This is a genomic window from Yersinia entomophaga, from assembly GCF_001656035.1.
In the GTDB taxonomy this organism is placed as follows: Bacteria; Pseudomonadota; Gammaproteobacteria; order Enterobacterales; family Enterobacteriaceae; genus Yersinia; species Yersinia entomophaga.
In genome coordinates this window covers 1,932,333-1,953,889 of sequence record NZ_CP010029.1, presented here as the reverse complement: position 1 = coordinate 1,953,889, position 21,557 = coordinate 1,932,333, and the positions used below count along the sequence as shown (strand labels likewise).

Below are 21,557 nucleotides of genomic sequence, written 5' to 3'. Positions count from 1 at the left end.
GGGGGAAGGGCATGAGATGAATGTGAGCAAAAAAGAGTGATGCGGGCGCATAAGGTTGCACCCGCAGAAATTAGGTTTAAATATTATTGGTTTTATTCTTTTTGCTGCGCAGCAGGTTCAGCGTTTCAACGCCCATAGAGAAGAACATGGCGAAGTAAATGTAGCCTTTCGGAATGTGGATTTGAACGCTTTCCAGCATCAGGGTGAACCCCACTAAAATCAGGAATGCCAGTGCCAGCATTTTGACGGAAGGATGACGGTTAACAAATTCGCCAATAGGTCTGGCGGCAAACATCATCACGCCCACGGAAATAACCACCGCCGCCATCATAATAAAGAGATGATCGGAAAGTCCCACAGCGGTAATAACAGAATCCAGGCTGAAGATAATATCCAACAGCATGATTTGTACGATGGCACCAAAGAACGTGCTGACATTGCTCTGATGATCGTTATTGCTGCCTTCTACCGTTTCGTGGATTTCTTTACTGGCTTTCCAAATCAGGAAGAGTCCACCGAGTAACAAAATCAGATCCCGCGCGGAAACCCCATGTTCCATCACCGTAAATAATGGATTAGTCAGGCGAATAACCCAGGCGATAGAGGCCAGTAATGCCAAACGCATTAGCATGGCACCGGCCAGCCCAATGCGACGAGCTTTGTTTTGTTGGGCTTTAGGTAATTTTGCTACGACTAGAGAAAGGAAAATAATATTGTCAATACCCAGAACAATTTCCAGAATCGTCAACGTGCCCAGTGCCAGCCAGGCATTTGGATCGGCAATCCATTCAAACATTGCGTTTACACACCTTAAAAAATACAAGAATGTAATTATACGCTGTTATTAATGGATCATAACCTCAGTACGGCTCAGAACAATCTCTAAAGCAGGAAATGCCGAGCCAGCAAGGGCGCGGTGAAGGTTTTCTTTAGGTAAAACCCGCGCGGCAACGTCAGAATTGGCTGGCCTTTTTCGCCGATAGCTTCGGTTAAGGCTCGGCTATTCGCCGCTTTGGGACGCAATTGCAATACTTCACCGTGGCGGGCAGTGATACTTTCCACCTTACCTAACACAATCAGATCCATTAATTCTTCCCAATCGCGGCGCAGCAGCTCTTCTTCTTCTGCGTTTGGGCTCCACAACAGTGGCGCGCCGATGTGACGTTCGGCGAGTGGAATTTGTCGTTCACCTTCAACCGGAATCCATAAAACTCGCGCCAGTTTATGACGAACATGGCTACTTTCCCAGGTTACGCCGCTATTTCCGGTTAAGGGCGCGACGCACACAAATGTCGTTTCTAACGGTTTACCTTGCGCACTGATTGGGATCGTTTTTAGCTCGATGCCAATATCTGCAAAATCCTGTTCGGGCTTACTGCCAGCGCTGGCACCTAAATAAAACTCCAATAGCATACCAACCCACCCCTTATCACGCTTTAGATTCGCAGGAATAGGCCAGTTAGCCCGGGCGGCAAGCTCTCCTAGCGTGAAGCCTGCCAGCGCCTGAGCGCGATCCACGAGCTGTTGTTCGTCTACCGGTGGTGCTGGGGGTTGTGAATAAACCGACATAGTGAAAAAACTCATCAGGATGGGTTAAAAAATGCACTGCTTTAATACACCGCAGCGAACTTTAATTATCGCTGTGAATGAAAATTAATAATAGCATGATTTAACAGTGATTTTTTAGCACTTAAACCGGGCTGTGATTTTGTTTTCATCGATTTGTACACTAGCTGCCAGCAACAATGAACAGGATCTTACACCTATTTATCCACAGATTTGTGGGATAACCTGGTTGAAACATGAATACTGGTTCAATTTACAGCCTTGACGCAGGGTTTTTTTGCGAGTTTAGCCATTTTTTGTGTAACTTAGCCGCATTATCTGTGGATAAAAACCGCATTGGTGGATCTTTAATCAGCCAAGGATCATAAACGGATACAGATCACATTTTTGCACTTTACTTATACCCTGTGCATAACTTAATTTGATGAAAAATATGATTTAATTTGTTTTTTGTTATTCGTCTATAATTTACTTAAAATGAGTTGTACCCGTCTTACCCCTGAGTTCTGCACACATATATCCACAGAAAAAGTGAATAAAATTAGCCGAGCCTGGCCGAGGGTGTTTATAACTTTGCCAATATCTGTGAGTTATCCCAAGGTCATGGTGTTTCAATCACTGATAAGCAGTGGTTTACCGCCTGTTGGTAGTGTGAAACAATCAGAGCATCTTTGAGTATTAAGCTTATCGAGGTAGTCCGGTGATCGATGATGATGGCTACCGCCCGAACGTGGGTATTGTAATTTGTAATAGGCAGGGGCAGGTGTTGTGGGCCAGACGTTACGGTCAGCACTCTTGGCAGTTTCCTCAAGGAGGAATCAACCCTGGCGAAACGCCGGAACAGGCGATGTACCGCGAACTGTTTGAAGAAGTTGGACTGAATAAAAAGGACGTCCGAATACTGGCTTCAACCCGTAACTGGCTGCGTTATAAATTACCGAAACGTTTGGTGCGTTGGGATACAAAGCCGGTTTGCATCGGCCAAAAGCAGAGATGGTTTTTACTGCAGTTAATGTGTAACGATGCCGATATCAATATGCAGCGCAGCAGCACGCCAGAATTTGATGGTTGGCGCTGGGTAAGCTACTGGTATCCGGTTCGTCAGGTGGTGTCATTCAAACGGGATGTCTACCGCCGCGTGATGAAGGAATTTGCTGCTACAGTGATGCCGATGCAGGAGGTGACTCCGCCGCGGACACCACCCGCTTATCGCCGGAAAAGAGGTTAAGTTATCCAATCATGCTCACGCGTTTACGAGAAGTCGTAGAGAAAGTTGCGATGGCAGCCAGCCTGACGGATGCGTTAGAGCTGTTGGTCAATGAAACCTGTCTGGCGATGAACACGGAAGTTTGCTCGATTTATCTGGCAGATAATGACCGTCGTTGTTATTACCTAATGGCGACCCGAGGTTTGAAAAAGCCTCGGGGTCGCACTATTACGCTGGCTTTTGATGAAGGTGTGGTGGGATTGGTCGGGCGACTGGCCGAACCGATCAACCTGGCTGATGCGCAAAGTCACCCCAGTTTTAAGTATGTCCCGCAGGTTAAAGAAGATAGCTTCCGCGCTTTTCTCGGTGTTCCCATTATTTATCGTCGGCAATTGCTCGGCGTGCTGGTGGTGCAGCAGCGAGAACATCGTCAATTCGATGAAAGCGAAGAATCATTTATGGTCACGCTGGCCACACAGTTGGCGGCCATTCTGTCTCAATCTCAGCTCAACGCTATTTTTGGTCAATATCGTCAAACTCGCATTCGGGCACTGGCTGCCGCACCGGGCGTGGCGGTTGCAGAAGGTTGGCAGGACACTACCCAGCCTTCACTGGATCAGGTTTACAAAGCCTCAACCTTGGATAGCGCGCGTGAGCGTGAACGCTTAACTCAGGCATTGGAAGAAGCGGCGGCCGAGTTTCGTCGTTTCAGTAAGCGTTTTGCCGCTAGTTCCCAGAAAGAAAGTGCGGCTATTTTTGACCTTTACTCCCACTTATTAAACGACGCTCGCCTGAAGCGGGAGTTGTTTGCTGAAATTGACGCCGGTTCCGTTGCGGAATGGGCGGTCAAGCAAGTTGTGGAGCAGTTTGCTGCTCAGTTTGCCAGCCTGCAAGACACTTATATGCGTGAAAGAGCCGGCGATCTGCGTGCTCTGGGGCAGCGTTTACTCTTCCATCTCGATGACAGCACCTCCGGCGCGAGCCAGTGGCCTGAGCGTTTTATTCTGGTCGCTGATGAATTAACCGCCACTTTGTTGGCTGAAGTTCCTCAGGATCGTCTGGTGGGCGTAGTGGTGCGCGATGGTGCAGCAAATTCGCACGCGGCGATTCTGGTGCGCGCCATGGGTATTCCTACCGTAATGGGTGCGGATATTCAGCCTTCCCTATTAAGCCAAAGATTATTGATTGTTGATGGCTATCGCGGCGAGATTCTGGTGGATCCAGAGCCGGTGCTGGTGCAGGAATACCAGCGTCTGGTTAACGAAGAAATCGAGCTGAGCAAGCTGGCCGAAGACGATGTTGAGCAACCCGCTGAGCTGAAAAGTGGCGAACGTATTCAGGTGCTGCTCAATGCGGGTTTAAGTCCGGAACATGAGCAACTGCTCGGCGGGCGCGTCGATGGCGTCGGCCTGTATCGTACCGAAATTCCTTTTATGCTCCAGAGCGGCTTTCCTTCCGAAGAAGAGCAGGTGGCCCAGTATCAGGGCATGTTACAGCTTTATCCGCAAAAACCGGTCACACTTAGAACGCTGGATATCGGTGCTGACAAACAGCTGCCTTATATGCCGATAAGCGAGGAAAATCCGTGTCTGGGCTGGCGAGGGATAAGGATCACGCTGGATCAGCCGGAGATCTTTCTGATTCAGGTACGGGCGATGCTACGGGCCAATGCCGGTACCGGCAATCTGGGGATTTTGCTGCCAATGATCACCAGTCTGGAAGAGGTGGATGAAGCGAAGCGCTTGATCGATCGAGCCGGACGGGAAGTGGAAGAAGCGCTGGGGTATGAATTACCAAAGCCGCGCCTTGGCGTGATGATCGAAGTACCGGCGATGATCTTTATGTTGCCGTACCTGAAATCTCGGGTGGATTTTATTTCGGTTGGGACCAATGACTTAACACAATATCTGTTGGCGGTTGATCGGAATAATACGCGAGTTGCTTCGCTGTATGACAGTTTGCATCCGGCTATGCTGCAAGTGCTGCGGCAAATACTGGTGCAGGCGACCGATTCCGGTTTACAGGTCAGTTTATGCGGTGAAATGGCCGGAGATCCTATGGGCGCTTTACTGCTGATAGGTCTAGGCTATCGTCATTTGAGTATGAATGGGCGCAGCGTGGCGCGAATTAAATACCTGCTGCGTAATGTTGATCTGGCCGAAGCGGAAGCTTTGGCAGAGCGTGTATTGACGGCGCAAATGACCACCGATGTGCGTCATTTAACTGCCGCATTTATGGAACGCCGCGGTTTAGGCGGGCTGATTCGAGGCGGAAAATAGCTGAGCAGTCAGAGGGCGGCGGGAATATTCGCCGTCATTGTTTACAGAACTTTTCCCTTTGCCGTTCCCCTGAATGTCGCCTGCCTATGCTATCATGCGCTCCCTGCAGCCCCCAATTTGGGGAAAATCCTAGACATATTGTGGTGATAGATGAGCAACAGCTATCTGGCGTTTCCTAATATTGATCCGATCATTTTCTCCATCGGGCCGGTGTCTCTCCATTGGTACGGTTTAATGTATTTGGTGGGCTTCGTTTTTGCCATGTGGTTGGCGGTTCGCCGTGCAAACAAGCCTGGCAGCGGCTGGACCAGAGATGAAGTAGAGAATTTATTGTATGCTGGTTTTGTCGGCGTGTTCGTCGGCGGACGTTTAGGCTATGTCCTGTTTTATAACCTGCCGATGTTTATTGATAACCCGCTTTACCTGTTTAAAGTCTGGGATGGCGGCATGTCGTTCCACGGTGGGCTGGTCGGCGTTATCTGCGTCATGTTGTGGTTTGCCCATCGCACAAAACGCCATTTCTTCCAGGTTTCCGATTTTATAGCGCCACTGATTCCATTCGGTTTAGGTGCCGGTCGCTTAGGTAACTTTATTAACGGCGAACTCTGGGGACGAGTAACCACGGATACTCCGTGGGCGATGTTGTTCCCAACCTCACGTAGTGAAGATATTGCGCTGGCAGCGACCGATCCTCAGTTACAAAGCATTCTGTTCCAGTATGGAGTGTTGCCACGCCATCCGTCTCAGCTATATGAAATGATTCTGGAAGGTGTAGTCCTATTTATTATCCTGAATCTGTTTATCCGCAAACCGCGCCCAATGGGCAGCGTGTCGGGGCTATTCCTGATTGGTTATGGCTTCTTCCGTATTGTGGTGGAATGTTTCCGCCAGCCAGATGCGCAGCTTGGCCTGTTCGACGGTGTAATCAGCATGGGGCAGATTTTGTCTGTGCCAATGATTGTGGCCGGTATTATTATGATGATTTGGGCGTACCGCCGTCCTCAGCAACAACTTTCGTGAGGTGACATGAAACAGTATCTGGATTTGATGAAAAAAGTGCTTGATGAGGGCACCCCAAAAGCTGACCGTACGGGAACCGGTACTCTGTCGGTTTTCGGGCATCAGATGCGTTTCAATTTGCAGGAAGGCTTCCCGCTGGTCACCACCAAGCGTTGCCATTTGCGTTCCATTATTCATGAACTGCTATGGTTCCTGAACGGGGATACCAACATTGGTTACCTGAAGGATAATAACGTTTCTATCTGGGATGAATGGGCGGACGAAAACGGTGATTTAGGCCCGGTATACGGTAAGCAATGGCGGGCGTGGGGAGCGGCAGACGGCCGCCAAATCGATCAATTGAGTAAAGTTGTGGAGCAGCTAAAACAAGATCCGGACTCACGCCGTATCATTGTTTCTGCCTGGAACGTTGGCGAGCTGGATCAAATGGCGCTGGCACCGTGCCATGCTTTCTTCCAGTTCTACGTGGCCGATGGCAAGCTTTCGTGCCAGCTGTATCAGCGTTCTTGCGATGTATTCCTCGGTTTGCCGTTTAATATTGCCAGTTACGCGCTGTTGGTGCATATGATGGCGCAACAGTGCGAGCTGGAAGTCGGCGATTTTGTCTGGACGGGCGGGGATACTCACCTGTACAGCAATCATATAGAACAAACTCATTTGCAACTGAGCCGGGAGCCGCGTGCTTTGCCGAAGCTGGTGATCAAGCGTAAACCTGAGTCGCTGTTTGACTATCGCTTTGAAGATTTTGAAATTGAAGGCTACGATCCGTATCCGGGGATTAAAGCTCCAATAGCTATTTAACCGTCAATACAACAGCTATAACTGACTTGTTTAATAAATGAGTCTCAGAACAGAGCGGAGCCAAACGGCTCCGTTTTTTTATTTCTCCCCAGACCTTCTTATTTTCATTTTCAGTTTAGAAATGCGTGTTGCTACGCAGATTGACAGCCGCCATTACACCACCGTTAAAGAGGTTGCGGAGCCTCTCCAGACTTCTCATTCTACCTCTGGCTTCATTTGGTGATTTCCTTAAACTCGCCGGATGAAAACTCATGTATGTATGAAACAACGCGGGTTTAGCCTGATTGAATGGCTACTGGTGCTGGCTCTGCTTGCTTACATCTCAGTCAGCAGTTTTCAACATTGGAGCCATTATCAGCAGCGGGAGAGGCTAGAGATAACCGCTCGGCAGTTACTAGGTTTCTTAACTCGCTTGCAGGCTGACGCTTTTTGGTTGAATAGGCCGGCATTGCTCTGGCACAGCTTCGATGATACCTGGTGTATTGGTAGCGGGGAGCAGCCATTACAAGGGTGTCAGGCGCAGGATGGATGGTTATTCACGCCCGATTACTCAGGTATTACTTTGGTTGAGTTAACGCCTGAGAGCCTTGGATTTTATGGCCTAAGGAACACTGCGCAACCGGGGCGAATTATTCTGGCTAATGCGGCAGGTCGTATTCGGTTAGTTATTTCGAATCATGGACGAATCAGATTGTGCGGAGAGAAACATGCTCAGTTTCGGATACCACTATGTTAGTCACTGACCCTAACCTTCGAACGAAAAGAAGCCGATGTTTCGGTTGTTGTTTCCCTGACGGATTCAGCCTGCCGGAGGTGATGGTTGCCTTGATATTTGGCAGCATGATGGTTTTAAGCAGTGTGAATATTTATCCGCAACTACGCCAGCGGCTGACGGCAGTTTATCAGCATTATCGGCTTGAATTATCAATGCAACGGGTTCTCTCAATCATTGAAAAAGATCTGCGCCGAGCCGGGTTCTGCAATGGGTTCTGTCAAGGGAAGCGGTTGTTTCTGGGGCAGTATTCAGGAGAGAAAGCCAATTCTTGCGTCATTGTGGCTTACGACCTGAATCGAAACGGTCAGTGGGAGGGGATAAGGCATAAGCATTCCGAGTATTTTGGCTATCGACTACGTAAAAATCAGCTGGAAAGTGCTCGCGGGGAAACGGATTGTCAAAGTAGTGGGTGGGAAAGGTTATTTGATGCAACAGAAGTTTTTGTCACTGGCTTTGACGTACAACGAGAATATATTCCGTTAAGGGGAAATCTCTTAACCCTTAACTTATCTGGGCAGGTAGGGAAGCGAACGCAGATACGGCAAGAGTTGCAGCGTAGAGTCCGAGGTTACAACCTATGAGAAAATCTTCGCAGAACGGTAGCGCCATACTGATGACGATGACTTTCGTTTTTGCTCTGAGCCTCTTGTTGCTTCAGGCCATGCATAGGCAGTTAGATAATCTGCTACTGATGAGTCGTAATGAGCAACATTACCTGCGTAGCTATAACCTGGCGATTTCCGCCCTGAGCTGGGGAATAAGCCAGAGATGGCCTTTGCATCAGGTAGCCCCCCCCCGGCAGAGTAAAAGATTGTGGCACTGTCAGGAGCATCTTTCAGAAGCATTGAGGGTTTGTATTAAAGCGAGTGTTACACCAAATATCTTCGTATTAAGGGGAGAAGGGGGGGGGAACCGCCACGGGCACAAAATAGATCTTTATCAGCGAGTTGCTCCAGACAACGCGCAAGTTTCGCCGGAGGGACATCATATTGTTGGTATCGCTCAGGGTTGGCTAGATTTTTGCCCGGAAAAGGAGAGGGAATTTTGCTCAGGCTAATAGCAATTTCTAGCAGGAAAAATAAGACCATGGAGAGGCGGTTCATCAATCAAAACAGTCAGCAGGGTTTGAGCTTACCTGAGGTCATGATAGCGGTTTTGTTATTGTCAGTTTCCTTACTCGGAGTATTGCAATATCACCAAATATTGTTGCAGGGTTTTTATCGGGAATGGCATGGAAAACAGGCGTGGCTTTTAGCTCAGTATGAAACCGAGTCTTTTATGACCAGGGAACTTGCAGAGTCAATGACGTGGCCACCGAAGACAGGCTGGCAACGTACAGGCTGGCAACATAACAGTGTGATTACGCGGGTTGATGACTTGTGCGAGAGGTTAAACGTTGAGATCCTTACGCCGCTGCGACAGCGAGTCGAGCTTTATCGGCTTTACTGTTATCGGGGAAGTAAGGGGTTATGAATCTCTTATAGGTTTATAACCTGTTACATTAGGCTATGTCAGGCTAGAGTATTGGGTACTAGAGGGAATTCATCAGGAATGACCCGATTGACCTATAGATTATATGCGCCATTTGGGAGTCGCGATGTTCACGGTTTATCATTCTAATCAATTAGATTTACTCAAAACGCTGACTACGGCATTGATAGAAAGAGATCCGTTGGATAATCCCTTTGAGCCGGAAGTTATTTTGGTGCAAAGCCCCGGAATGGCGCAATGGCTACAGATGCAATTGGCACAACAGTTTAGCATTGCGGCTAATATCGAGTTCCCGCTGCCCGCAACATTCATCTGGGATATGTTTACTAAGGTATTACCTGGCATACCGAAAGAAAGCGCCTTCAGCAAAGATGCCATGACTTGGAAACTGATGTGGCTACTTCCCGATTTACTAAACGAACCCGTCTTTTCGTCGCTACAGCGCTACCTGAGTGACGATGGCGATAAACGAAAAATTTATCAGCTAGCGGCGCGGGTCGCTGACCTGTTTGACCAATATTTGGTATATCGACCCAAGTGGCTGGAGGCTTGGGAGCAAGGGCTTAGAGTCGACGGTCTGGACGAGGCTCAGGAATGGCAGGCTCCGCTTTGGAAAGCTTTAACCGAATATACACGTCAGCTTCAGCAGCCAGAATGGCATCGTGCCAATCTTTATCAACGGTTTATTCGCACCTTACTTGAAACCGACGTTTGCCCTCCGGGTTTGCCTAAACGAGTCTTTATCTGTGGTATTTCTGCATTACCACCAATCTACCTGTCGGCGTTGCAAGCCTTAGGTAAACATATTGATATTCACCTGATGTTCACCAATCCTTGCCGCTATTTTTGGGGCGATATCCAGAATTACGCTTTTCTGGCAAAGTTGCAGAGCCGTAAACGTCGACATTATCGCGAAAAACTGGAGTTAAGCCTATTCCGTGAGCCGGAGAATGCTGCACTACTGTTTAACGAGGAAGGGGAGCAAGAGCTAAGTAACCCTCTTTTGGCTTCTTGGGGACGCTTGGGGCGCGACCATATGTATTTGTTATCTCAGGTCGATGAGATTCAAGAGGTACATGCTTTTGTCGATATTGAGCCTGATAATCTGCTGCACGCGATTCAACACGATATGCTGGAGCTAGAAGATCACGCCGTTATTGGTACAACCCCAGAAACGTTAGCCTCCAGCGATAAAAAACGTCTTTTGGATCCGTCTGATCGTTCTATCTGCCTGCATATCTGTCACAGCCCACAAAGAGAAGTCGAGGTCTTACAGGATCAACTCTTGGCCATGCTGGAGGAAGATCCCAGTTTGACGCCAAGAGATATCATTGTGATGGTTGCGGATATAGATAGCTATACGCCTTATATTCAGGCGGTTTTTGGTAATGTTTCTGCCGATCGTTACCTGCCTTTTGCTATCTCAGATCGGAAAGCCAGTCAGGCACATCCTGCGCTGCAGGCTTTCATTACCTTGCTGGACCTGCCTCAAAGCCGTTTTACCTCCGAGCAGGTATTGGCGCTACTGGAAGTTCCAGCCCTAGCTAACAAATTTGGTATTGATGAACACGGGCTGCGACGCTTACGCCAGTGGGTCGGTGAATCCGGCATTCGTTGGGGGCTGGATGATGATAATGTCCGCGAATTATCGTTACCGGCTACGGGGCAGCATACCTGGCGCTTTGGATTGACTCGCATGTTATTGGGTTACGCGATGAGCAGTGAGGCCGGCGATTGGCATGATGTTCTGCCATATGATGAAGCCAGTGGTCTGGCGGCAGAAATAGTTGGGCAATTAGCCGAAATGCTGATGCAACTGAGTCGTTGGAGGCAGCAATTGAGTGAGGCGCGAACGCTGGCGGAATGGTCGCCGCTATGTCGCCAACTGCTCGATACCTTTTTTGAACAGGATAATGAAACTGAAGCGGTGCTTGCTCTGATTGAGCAGCAATGGTTAAAAGTGATCGGTTATGGCATTAGCGCCCAGTATCCTGAATGTGTTCCCCTGACTTTACTGCGAGAAGAACTGGCTTCTCGGTTGGATAACGAGAGAATCAGTCAGCGGTTCCTGGCAGGGCCAATAAACTTCTGCACATTGATGCCGATGCGCTCAATCCCATTCAAAGTGGTTTGCTTGTTGGGAATGAACGACGGTGTCTACCCGCGCACTCTGCCCCCGTTGGGCTTTGATTTGATGGCTAAACAAATTCAGCGTGGAGATCGCAGCCGTCGGGACGACGACCGCTATCTGTTCCTCGAGGCTCTACTGTCAGCACAACAGCGTCTGTATATCAGCTATATCGGGCGTTCGATTCAGGATAATAGTCTGCGCTATCCGTCGGTACTGGTGAGTGAATTGATCGAATATATCGGTCAGAGTTTCCATCTTCCCGGCGATGAGTCTGTTAGCGTGGATGAAAGCGCACAACAGGTTATTGATCACTTACAAAACTGGCATGCGCGAGTACCCTTCGCGATAGAGAACTTTATTCAGGGTAGTGAAATGCAAAGCTATGCGGTGGAATGGTTGCCTGCTGCAGGCGCAAAGGGGAAGGCTCATCCTGATTTTAATCAGCCGCTCTCGCCGGAGCCAGTACAAGAACTGCTACTGGATGACTTAACCAGCTTTTATCGTCACCCGATTCGAGCCTTTTTCCAGCGTCGTTTGGGGGTTAACTTCGTGATCGAAGAGACGGAATTACCAGACGAAGAGCCATTCACGCTGGATAATCTCAGCCGTTATCAACTAAATACTCAGTTATTGAATGCATTAGTAGAGCAGTCAGATGTTGATAAAGTTTTTGCTAGAGCGCGAGCGAGTGGCGATCTTCCTTTCGGGGCATTTGGCGAGATTTACTGGCGCGGTCAGCTCGAAGAAATGGCCTTGCTTGCCGAGCAAGTCAGAGAGGAGCGCTGCGAGACATATAGCCTTGAATTAAATATCACTGTGGAAAACATGTCTATCACCGGCTGGATACATCAGGTGCAAGCCGATGGATTAGTTCGCTGGCGGCCAGCGGCTCTAACCGCAGTGGATGGGTTGCTTCTTTGGGTTGAACACGTGGTTTACTGTGCAGCGGGCGGAAAGGGCGAAAGCCGAATGTATGGTCGAAAAGGAACCGCATGGCGTTTTGGGCCTCTGGAGGCCTGTGAGGCTCAGGCTAATCTGCAGATATTACTCGAGGGTTACCAAAAAGGAATGAGCCGACCATTATTGCTTTTGAGCAAAAGTGGCTGGGCTTGGCTCAGTCAGTGTTTTAATGCGGAGTCTGGACAAATTCTGTGGGATGAAGACACGCAGGAAAAAGCCCGCAACAAGCTTTTATTGGCTTGGCAGGGATCTCAGCAAATAGCTGGAGAGGGAGAAGATCCTTACATTCAACGAGTTTTCCGCCACATGGACAGCGCTCGTCTGGCGATGATTTTACAAGAAACGGAACGTTACTTATTACCTGTTGCGCAGCACAATCGAGTTTAACAACAATTGGGCGGTGAAGAGTAAATGGCAATAGTATTCGAACTTTTTATTTAGCTGTTCACCTTTTGCTAACTGATTGTTTTATTGTCCTAAATATTACATTTTTTGAGATTTGCTGATGAGTATCAGCCTGTGGAAAAACTAGGTGCCAAACGTTTGGTACTCAACAAACGCGACAAAATTCTGGTGCCATATTTTTAGGGTCATGGGAGAAAGGAATGCACAAACAGCTTACCCGTATCGCCGGTGTAATTTTCTTATTATGGTTGTGGATGCCGGTTAGCTGGGCTTCGACAGGTTGGCAACCATTAGCGGAAACCATTCATAAAAGCCAACACGATCAACGCAAATATCAGGCAATAAAACTGGCTGACGGTATGACGGTACTTTTGGTTTCTGACCAGGATGCGCCTAAGTCTTTGGCTGCTTTGGCGCTGCCTGTTGGCACGCTGGAAGATCCTGATAATCAGTTGGGGTTAGCTCATTACCTTGAACATATGGTTCTTATGGGGTCGAAGCGATTCCCTGAACCGGGAAATCTTTCGGAATTCCTGAAAAAACACGGTGGTAGCCACAATGCCAGCACGGCTTCTTATCGCACAGCATTTTATCTGGAAGTGGAAAATGACGCCTTAGCACCTGCGCTCGAACGTTTGGCCGATGCTATTGCCGAGCCTCTGCTGGATCCGATTAATGCCGATCGTGAGCGTAACGCGGTCAATGCCGAACTGACTATGGCCCGTTCTCGTGACGGTATGCGCATTGGGCAAGTTAACGCAGAAACGCTCAATCCGGCTCACCCTAGCGCTCGTTTTTCCGGTGGAAATTTGGAGACGCTGAGAGATAAGCCTGACGGAAAGTTGCACGATGAACTGTTAGATTTTTATAAGCGTTATTATTCCGCAAACCTGATGGTTGGCGTAATTTATAGTAACCAGCCTCTGGATAAGCTGGCTCAGTTAGCGGCAGATACGTTTGGTCGTATTCCTAATCATGATGCCAAGGTTCCACCTATCACCGTACCTGTGGTTACCGCTGAGCAAACCGGCATCATCATTCACTATGTTCCCGCACAGCCGCGTAAGCAGCTGAAAATTGATTTTCGCATCGACAACAATAGTGCCGAATTTCGAAGCAAGACAGATACTTATATTAGTTATCTGATTGGTAACCGTAGCAAAAACACCTTATCTGATTGGCTACAAAAGCAGGGGCTTGCCGACTCGATCAACGCAGGGGCCGATCCTATGGTTGATCGCAACGGTGGAGTATTTTCAATCTCAGTATCCTTGACAGATAAAGGGCTGGCACAGCGAGATTTAGTCGTTGCGGCTATTTTTGAATATCTGAAAATGTTGGCCAAAGAAGGCATTAATAAAAGCTACTTTGATGAAATTGCACATGTATTGAACCTGGATTTCCGTTATCCATCTATCACTCGGGATATGGATTATATTGAGTGGCTGGTGGATATGATGCTGCGAGTACCGGTCGAGCATACGCTTGATGCGCCTTATCTGGCCGATCGTTTTGATCCTAAAGCCATTGCAGCACGATTGGCGGAAATGACGCCGGAAAATGCCCGAATCTGGTACATCAGCCCTGATGAACCACATAACAAAACGGCTTACTTTGTTGATGCACCTTATCAGGTGAACAAAATCACGCCGCAGCAGTTGAAAGAGTGGCAAAATTTAGAACAAAAAGTCGCGCTCTCTTTACCGACGCTAAATCCTTATATTCCTGATAATTTTTCTTTGGTTGAAGTCGATAAAAAAATGACCCGACCAGAGAAAATCGTCGATCAGCCAGGTTTACGGGTGTTCTATATGCCTAGCCAGTATTTTGCCGATGAACCTAAAGCGGATATCTCTCTCGCATTCCGTAATCAACATGCGCTGGACGATGCTCGTCATCAGGTATTGTTCGCTCTGACAGACTATCTGGCTTCACTTTCTCTCGATCAATTGAGCTATCAGGCATCTATCGGTGGCATTAGCTTCTCGACCGGGCCGGACAATGGTTTATACGTCAATGCCAATGGTTTTACTCAGCGTTTACCTCAGCTATTGACCTCTTTAGTCGTAGGGTACTCCAGCTTCACTCCGACAGAAGAGCAGTTGGCGCAGGCTAAATCCTGGTATCGCGAACAGCTGGCTATTGCGGATAAAGGAAAAGCATTTGAACTGGCGATTCAGCCGATAAAAATGCTTTCTCGCGTGCCTTATACCGAGCGTAGTGAAAGAAGTAAGCTCCTCGATACGATCACAGTGCAGGACGTGATCGCTTACCGTGATAGTTTACTTAAGGAGTCTGCGGTTGAAATCCTGGCTATCGGGAATATGGCACCTAAACAGGTTAGCGAGTTAGCTGAAGCCCTGAAAAACCAGCTGGGTTGCATTGGCACAAATTGGTGGACCAACGAAGACGTAATCGTTGATAAGGTGCAGCTGGCCAATTTACAACGAATTGGTAGTAGCACTGATGCGGCTCTGGCTGCGGTATATATTCCTACTGGCTATGATGAAATCAAAAGCATGGCTTACAGCAACCTGTTGGGGCAAATCATTCAACCGTGGTTCTACGACCGGTTGCGTACCGAGGAGCAGTTAGGCTATGCCGTCTTTGCCTTCCCGATGTCGGTAGGGCGTCAATGGGGAATAGGTTTCTTGCTGCAAAGTAATAGCAAGCAACCTAAGTACCTCTATCAACGCTATCAGGCTTTCTATCCTCAGGCTGAGAAGCGTTTGCGGGATATGAAACCAGCAGATTTCGAGCAGTATAAGCAGGGACTGATTAACCAACTGCTGCAACGCCCGCAGACGTTGGGTGAAGAAGCCAGCCGCTTCAGTAATGACTTTAATCGAAATAATTTTGCTTTTGATACTCGAGATAAATTGATCGCTCAGGTTCGGCTAATTAATAACGCCGAGCTAGCTGACTATTTCCAGCAGGCAGTGATTAAACCTCAGGGGCTTGCGTTGCTTTCTCAGGTTAAAGGTAACGGAAAGGATGTGGGGAGTTATGCTGCGCCTAAAGGGTGGAAAACTTATCCCAACGTGTCCTCGTTACAGCAAACTCTGCCACGGAAAGTATTGGTGCCATGATGACAAATTCTCCCCAACGCCTTGAACCGCTGACTTTACCGCTTTATGGCGAACGCCTGATTGAAGCGTCGGCCGGTACGGGTAAAACTTTTACTATCGGATTGCTCTATTTACGATTGTTACTCGGATTGGGGGGAAGCTCCGCTTACCCACGCCCGCTGACCGTAGAGAAAATCTTGGTGGTAACCTTTACCGAAGCAGCGACCGAGGAGTTGAGGGGGAGAATCCGTAACAATATTCATGAATTACGTATCGCCTGTGTGCGAGGGCAGAGTAGTAATCCCGCGCATCGGGCGTTATTGGCAGAGATCACGGATTTACCCGCTGCTGCGGCGTATCTACTCGCGGCCGAGCGGCAAATGGATGAAGCCGCGATTTATACCATTCATGGTTTTTGTCAGAGGATGCTGGCTAATAACGCATTTGAATCCGGGATTCTGTTCGAACAAAAACTGATTCAGGATGAATTACCGCTGCGGCGGCAGGCCTGTGCCGATTTTTGGCGTCGTCACTGTTATCCATTGCCTTTGGCTGTTGCCACGGTAGTGAGTCAGGAATGGAGTGGACCAGAAGCGTTACTCAAAGATTTATCTGCATATTTACAGGGGGAGGCGCCTAAGCTGCGACAAACTCCTGGGGATGACGAAACGATTCTCAGCCGTCATCAGCAGGTCATCACGAAGATCGATGAGTTAAAAGAATTCTGGCGTCAAAGCGCCCATGAACTGGCTGCTTTGATTAGCGAATCAGGGGTTGATAAGCGTAGTTACAGCAGTAAACATCTCCCCAATTGGCTTGAGAAAGTTGGGCTATGGGCCGAGCAGGAAACCCTAGACTATCTCTTGCCCAAAGAATTAGAGAAGTTTCGCCAGACAGTTTTGTTTGAAAAAACCAAAAAAGGTGCGGTTCCTGAACATCCACTATTTACCGCGATTGACGTTTTGTTTGAACAACCCTTAACGCTGCGAGACCTGATTTTGGCTCGAGCTATCAGCGAAATTCGAATGAGTGTTCAGCAGGAGAAACGGCAGCGGGCAGAGCTCGGTTTTGACGATCTTCTCAGCCGTTTGGATGCTGCTTTACAGCAGCCGGGCGGTGAAATGTTGTCTGACGCTATCCGGCAGCGTTATCCCGTTGCAATGATTGATGAATTTCAGGACACCGATCCTCAACAATACCGCATCTTCAATACGCTGTATGGCCGCCAGAAAGATTGCGGTCTGTTGCTTATCGGCGATCCCAAACAGGCGATCTATGCATTCCGTGGTGCGGATATCTTTACCTATATTCGTGCTCGCTCTGAGGTTAATGCTCACTACACGTTGGAAACCAACTGGCGTTCATCTTTTCCGATGGTTCGTTCGGTAAACCGCTTATTTAGCCGAGTTAAAGCGCCTTTTTTATTCGAGCAAATACCCTTTATTGAAGTTGCGGCGGCAGAGAAAAACCAGGTATTGGATTTCCAGATTGAGGGTCTTACGCAGCCTGCACTGCATTTCTGGTTACAGCATGGTGATGGCGTTGGTGTGAGTGAATATCAGCAGCTTATGTCTCGCCAATGTGCCGTGCAGATTCGTGATTGGCTAACCGCCGGGCAGCATGGAAAGGCGATTTTACAGACACCGGATGGGCCGCGTCCGGTACAAGCGTCGGATATCACTATTCTGGTGCGTAGCCGCGCGGAAGCTGCGTTAATACGTGATGCCTTAAGTCTGCTTTCTATTCCTTCGGTGTATATGTCCAACCGAGACAGCGTATTTGATACCCCAGAAGCCAAGGATTTATTGTGGTTGTTGCAGGCGGTATTGGCACCAGAGCAAGAAAGGGCATTACGCAGCGCTATGGCGACCAGTTTGCTGGGGCTGGATGCGCAGATGTTAGATGCCCTTAATCACGATGAAAAAGCTTGGGATGCGTTAGTTGAGGAGTTTGATCGCTATCGCCAACACTGGCAAAAACGTGGTGTTTTACCGATGCTACGTGAGCTTATTGCGCGTAGGGGATTGGCTGAAAATCTGCTGGCTACGGCTGGTGGTGAGCGGCGGCTGACTGACGTGTTGCATTTGGGGGAGTTATTGCAGGAAGAAGAATCGCAGTTAGAAAGTGAGCATGGTCTGGTTCGCTGGCTGGCTCAACAGATTGCTCAGCCCAACCATCAATCGGAAAATCAACAGTTAAGGCTCGAAAGCGATCGCCATTTGGTGCAGGTCATCACCATTCATAAGTCGAAAGGATTGGAGTACCCCTTGGTCTGGTTGCCTTTTGTGGGCAATTTCAGGCAGCAACAGGATGTGTTGTACCACGATAGAACCAATTTTGAAGCCCTGCTGGATTTGAACGCCAGTGACGAGAGTAAGCAACTGGCTGAAGAAGAGCGGTTAGCTGAAGATCTTCGCCTGTTATACGTTGCCCTTACCCGCTCGGTTTATCACTGTAGCATAGGTATTGCTCCCCTCATTAAAGGTGGCCGGAAAAAACAGGGGGAGAGTGATATGCATCTCAGTGCTCTCGGTTACCTGGTTCAAGCTGCGCAGGCAGGAGACGCCGTTTACCTGGCTGAAAAACTGGCTGAATTATCCGATGAGGATATTGCGGTCACCGTGGTCGAACGGCTGGATGATCGTCAGTGGCAGCAGCAAAACGAACCTATGCCCGAGCTGGCTGGTCGTACCTTCTCCCGCAGAATGTTCGATAACTGGCGTGTAACCAGTTATTCGGGGTTACAACAACACGGCTCGTCCAAAAATATCAGTATTCCGGCAGACGATGTGTTACCTCAGGAGCTATTACCGAAGCTGGACACCGACGCTGCTGGAGAACAAGGGCCTACGGAAGAAGCGGGTTTGACGGCTCATACCTTCCCGCGAGGCGCTGCGCCTGGAACCTTTTTACATGATTTACTGGAACCTTTGGACTTCAGTCAGCCCCTCGACGAAGCCTGGTTAGCTGAGCAACTACAGCAGCAGGGGCTAGGGGATGAATGGCAACCGGTTTTGTATCAATGGATTACCGATATCCTCACTACGCCGTTAAACAATACAGGCGTGACATTGAGCCATTTATCACCGAAGGAGAAGCAAGCAGAGCTGCAGTTTTACCTACCTATCGAGCGTTTATTGCAGCCAAATGAACTGGATGCTTTGGTCAGGTACTATGACCCTCTGTCCGCCCGTTGCCCCAAGCTGGATTTCCAGCAGGTTCAAGGAATGCTAAAAGGTTTTATCGATCTGGTATTTTGCTGGCAGGGTAAATATTATCTGTTGGACTACAAATCAAACTGGCTGGGGGAAGATAGCAGCGCCTATACCAGAGAGGCGATGGAACAGGCTATGGCTGAACATCGCTATGATTTGCAGTATCAGCTCTATACCTTGGCTCTGCATCGTTATTTGCGCCATCGTTTACCCGACTATGAGTATCAGCGGCACTTTGGCGGCGTGATTTATCTCTTTTTACGTGGTGCCGACAGCCAAAAACCCGGAAACGGCGTTTTTGACTGTCGGCCGGATATCGCCTTGGTTGAAGGAATGGATCGCCTATTTAGCGGGGAATCCGTGAACGTAGAAGGAGAGTCAGTATGATAACGCTGCTGGAACAGGCGGTTAGCGACAAACTATTGCGCCCGTTAGACGTTCAGTTTGCACGGATGATTGCCACTGATAATTCTCCTTTAATCCAGTTAGTAGCAGCATATTTAAGCGCTGAAACCGGAGCCGGGCACGTTTGCCTGCCTTTAGATAGATTGCATCCGGAACGACTGTTTTGCGGGCGCCAGCCCGATTTGGCTCATGCGTTATGGCAAGCTGCCGGCGAACCGGATGCTGCAGATTTGCAGGCTGCGTTAGAAAATTCGGATGCAATCAGTGATGGCTCTTTACCTACGCCTTTAGTATTACAGCAGGAACGCCTCTATTTGCAGCGTATGTGGCAGAGTGAGGGCGATGTAGCAGATTTTATTGCCCGTGATGAAGTGAATGAACCAATCGATGAGAAACGGTTACGAGGGATTCTGGATAACCTGTTTGGTTCGTCATCGAGTGAAATCGATTGGCAGAAGGTGGCTGCGGCTGTTGCCGTGACTCGCCGAATTTCGGTGATTTCCGGCGGGCCAGGCACCGGAAAAACGACTACGGTGGCCAAGCTGTTAACGGCGCTGGTGCAATTGAATGAAGTGAAAAGATTGCGTATTCAATTGGCTGCCCCGACCGGGAAAGCTGCCGCGCGATTAACGGAATCATTAGGTAAGGCCAGTAGCGCTCTGCCGCTCAGTGAAAACGAAAGAAAGCTGTTTCCCGATCAGGCCTCAACGATACATCGCCTGCTTGGCGCTCAACCCAATAGCCAACGTTTACGCTTTCACCGGGGAAATCCGTTGAATTTGGATGTATTGGTGGTAGACGAAGCATCGATGGTTGATTTACCTATGATGGCAAAATTGATTGCGGCACTGCCACCGCAGGCTAGAGTGATTTTCCTCGGAGATAGGGACCAATTGGCATCGGTTGAAGCCGGTGCCGTTTTAGGGGATATCTGCCGGCTGGTAGAGTCAGGGTATAGCCCAAAGCGGGCAGAAGAGCTGACGCGTCTGACCGGTTGCCAGCTTGCTGGAACTGCTATCGATAACGCGGCAAATATACGCGATAGCCTGTGTTTGCTCCGGAAAAGCTACCGTTTTGATGAGAAATCCGGCATTGGACAACTGGCGTTAGCGGTCAACGCGGGTAAGCCTCGTGAGGCACTCTCCATATTGAATGGCAACTTCGAAGATATTGAGTATTTCCCGTTATCTGACGCTGAGGACTACCAACTTCTATTACACCATAGCCTCGTCGGTTATCAGCGTTATTTGCAGCAGGTGGTTGAGGGGGCCGATCCCGCTGTTATATTGACTGAATTTGGTCGTTATCAGTTGCTTTGTGCGCTTCGAACCGGGCCATTTGGCGTTAGCGGTCTGAACGAACGAATTGAGCAGATTCTCAACCAGAAAGGATTGATTCGCCGGATTCCTGGGCCATCAGGTCGCTGGTATCTTGGCCGGCCTGTAATGATTGACCGCAATGATAGCGCCCTTGGGTTATTCAACGGCGACATTGGTATTGCTTTATATGACTCTGAAGGCGATTTACGCGTTCATTTCCAGTTACCTGATGGCAGCATTAAATCGGTACAACCGAGTCGTTTGCCCAGCCATGAAACAGCCTATGTGATGACTGTGCATAAGTCTCAGGGATCGGAGTTTGAGCACACGGCGTTAGTTTTACCGAACCATTTTCTTCCGGTAGTCACCAGAGAATTGGTTTATACGGCGATAACCCGTGCTCGGAAGCACTTAACGCTCTATTGCACTGATAAGGTATTGACCAGCGCAATATTGACTCCAACTCAGCGACGCAGTGGTTTGGTGGAACGCTTAATTCGCTAGCGTTTAGCCGGTGATTTGGGTGCCATGTTTAATGGGGGAAATGGTCGCAATATCTCAACGTAAGCGGATGGAAAGCCTGGTAAAGCTTATCAGCGGAAGGGTTAGGTGATGGGCTTTCAGTTAATGTTTTGGTATGTTGATGATCAAAAAAGAGTAACGGCAGGGGGATGTATAAATCGTTATAAATCAGTTTGTTGCTATTTTTTTGTTTGCTTGGTTTTTGACGTTCGTCGTATAAGAAATCTGTCGTTTCGACGCATCAGCATCTACGCATCGACATCTATCTACACATAAGCGCTGCCCATAAATAAAAGTTACAGCTCGAACCCCCACTAATAATTTGTACCATCGATTATTAGCTTTACCGGTAACGAGCTGCGCTTTTTAAATTCTCAGATTCAAATTTATTTA

Annotated in this window: 14 protein-coding genes; 12 read left to right on the top strand and 2 right to left on the bottom strand. The window is 48.7% G+C overall.

Annotated elements, in window-relative coordinates:
* Positions 1–76 precede the first annotated feature (76 nt).
* Both PL78_RS08870 and mutH read right to left on the bottom strand, forming a co-directional pair.
* Positions 77–796 (bottom strand): TerC family protein, encoded by a 720-nt coding sequence (locus PL78_RS08870; RefSeq protein WP_064514843.1) that lies wholly within the window; start codon positions 794–796, stop codon positions 77–79.
* Between the two features lie 86 nt (positions 797–882).
* Positions 883–1,569 (bottom strand): DNA mismatch repair endonuclease MutH, encoded by a 687-nt coding sequence (gene mutH / locus PL78_RS08865; protein ID WP_064514841.1) that lies wholly within the window; start codon positions 1,567–1,569, stop codon positions 883–885.
* Between the two features lie 697 nt (positions 1,570–2,266).
* Between mutH and rppH the strand changes: the two genes are divergently transcribed.
* From rppH to recD, 12 genes are all read left to right on the top strand, one after another.
* A complete protein-coding gene (gene rppH / locus PL78_RS08860) occupies positions 2,267–2,794 on the top strand; it encodes an RNA pyrophosphohydrolase (RefSeq protein WP_049599834.1) in 528 nt (175 codons plus the stop codon).
* Positions 2,795–2,805: 11 nt separating this feature from the next.
* Positions 2,806–5,052 (top strand): phosphoenolpyruvate--protein phosphotransferase, encoded by a 2,247-nt coding sequence (gene ptsP / locus PL78_RS08855; RefSeq protein WP_064514839.1) that lies wholly within the window; start codon positions 2,806–2,808, stop codon positions 5,050–5,052.
* A 150-nt stretch (positions 5,053–5,202) separates the two neighbouring features.
* Complete coding sequence (gene lgt, locus PL78_RS08850) at positions 5,203–6,072, top strand: prolipoprotein diacylglyceryl transferase (protein ID WP_049599839.1); 870 nt, start codon at positions 5,203–5,205, stop codon at positions 6,070–6,072.
* 6 nt (positions 6,073–6,078) lie between these two features.
* On the top strand, positions 6,079–6,873 hold the full coding sequence (gene thyA / locus PL78_RS08845; protein WP_064514837.1) for a thymidylate synthase: 795 nt from the start codon (positions 6,079–6,081) through the stop codon (positions 6,871–6,873).
* Positions 6,874–7,132: 259 nt separating this feature from the next.
* On the top strand, positions 7,133–7,609 hold the full coding sequence (locus PL78_RS08840) for a prepilin peptidase-dependent protein (protein WP_235601016.1): 477 nt from the start codon (positions 7,133–7,135) through the stop codon (positions 7,607–7,609).
* Positions 7,603–8,229, top strand: coding sequence for a prepilin peptidase-dependent protein (locus PL78_RS08835; protein WP_084414309.1), 627 nt, complete (start codon positions 7,603–7,605; stop codon positions 8,227–8,229). The genes PL78_RS08840 and PL78_RS08835 overlap by 7 nt, the downstream gene beginning before the upstream one ends.
* Positions 8,226–8,705, top strand: coding sequence for a YgdB family protein (locus PL78_RS08830; protein ID WP_064514831.1), 480 nt, complete (start codon positions 8,226–8,228; stop codon positions 8,703–8,705). Before PL78_RS08835 ends, PL78_RS08830 begins: the two co-directional genes overlap by 4 nt.
* A gap of 29 nt (positions 8,706–8,734) precedes the next feature.
* On the top strand, positions 8,735–9,121 hold the full coding sequence (locus tag PL78_RS08825) for a prepilin-type N-terminal cleavage/methylation domain-containing protein (RefSeq protein WP_064518341.1): 387 nt from the start codon (positions 8,735–8,737) through the stop codon (positions 9,119–9,121).
* Positions 9,122–9,245: 124 nt separating this feature from the next.
* Positions 9,246–12,617 carry an exodeoxyribonuclease V subunit gamma gene (gene recC / locus PL78_RS08820; RefSeq protein WP_064514829.1) on the top strand — a complete coding sequence of 1,124 codons (3,372 nt, stop codon included), beginning with the start codon at positions 9,246–9,248 and terminating at the stop codon, positions 12,615–12,617.
* 218 nt (positions 12,618–12,835) lie between these two features.
* Positions 12,836–15,724: a pitrilysin gene (gene ptrA / locus PL78_RS08815; protein WP_064514827.1), complete on the top strand. Its 2,889-nt coding sequence runs from the start codon at positions 12,836–12,838 to the stop codon at positions 15,722–15,724.
* Positions 15,721–19,305 carry an exodeoxyribonuclease V subunit beta gene (gene recB, locus PL78_RS08810; protein ID WP_064514825.1) on the top strand — a complete coding sequence of 1,195 codons (3,585 nt, stop codon included), beginning with the start codon at positions 15,721–15,723 and terminating at the stop codon, positions 19,303–19,305. The genes ptrA and recB overlap by 4 nt, the downstream gene beginning before the upstream one ends.
* Complete coding sequence (recD, locus tag PL78_RS08805) at positions 19,302–21,146, top strand: exodeoxyribonuclease V subunit alpha (RefSeq protein ID WP_064514823.1); 1,845 nt, start codon at positions 19,302–19,304, stop codon at positions 21,144–21,146. The genes recB and recD overlap by 4 nt, the downstream gene beginning before the upstream one ends.
* The last annotated feature ends 411 nt before the right edge of the window (positions 21,147–21,557 follow it).

What these genes read in the sequence shown, in the direction of transcription:
- PL78_RS08870 (WP_064514843.1), bottom strand. Translation starts at nt 796, where the DNA reads ATGTTTGAATGGATTGCCGATCCAAATGCCTGGCTGGCACTGGGCACG.
- mutH (WP_064514841.1), bottom strand. Translation starts at nt 1,569, where the DNA reads ATGTCGGTTTATTCACAACCCCCAGCACCACCGGTAGACGAACAACAG.
- ptsP (WP_064514839.1), top strand. Translation starts at nt 2,806, where the DNA reads ATGCTCACGCGTTTACGAGAAGTCGTAGAGAAAGTTGCGATGGCAGCC.
- lgt (WP_049599839.1), top strand. Translation starts at nt 5,203, where the DNA reads ATGAGCAACAGCTATCTGGCGTTTCCTAATATTGATCCGATCATTTTC.
- thyA (WP_064514837.1), top strand. Translation starts at nt 6,079, where the DNA reads ATGAAACAGTATCTGGATTTGATGAAAAAAGTGCTTGATGAGGGCACC.
- PL78_RS08840 (WP_235601016.1), top strand. Translation starts at nt 7,133, where the DNA reads ATGAAACAACGCGGGTTTAGCCTGATTGAATGGCTACTGGTGCTGGCT.
- PL78_RS08835 (WP_084414309.1), top strand. Translation starts at nt 7,603, where the DNA reads ATGTTAGTCACTGACCCTAACCTTCGAACGAAAAGAAGCCGATGTTTC.
- PL78_RS08830 (WP_064514831.1), top strand. Translation starts at nt 8,226, where the DNA reads ATGAGAAAATCTTCGCAGAACGGTAGCGCCATACTGATGACGATGACT.
- PL78_RS08825 (WP_064518341.1), top strand. Translation starts at nt 8,735, where the DNA reads ATGGAGAGGCGGTTCATCAATCAAAACAGTCAGCAGGGTTTGAGCTTA.
- recC (WP_064514829.1), top strand. Translation starts at nt 9,246, where the DNA reads ATGTTCACGGTTTATCATTCTAATCAATTAGATTTACTCAAAACGCTG.
- ptrA (WP_064514827.1), top strand. Translation starts at nt 12,836, where the DNA reads ATGCACAAACAGCTTACCCGTATCGCCGGTGTAATTTTCTTATTATGG.
- recB (WP_064514825.1), top strand. Translation starts at nt 15,721, where the DNA reads ATGATGACAAATTCTCCCCAACGCCTTGAACCGCTGACTTTACCGCTT.
- recD (WP_064514823.1), top strand. Translation starts at nt 19,302, where the DNA reads ATGATAACGCTGCTGGAACAGGCGGTTAGCGACAAACTATTGCGCCCG.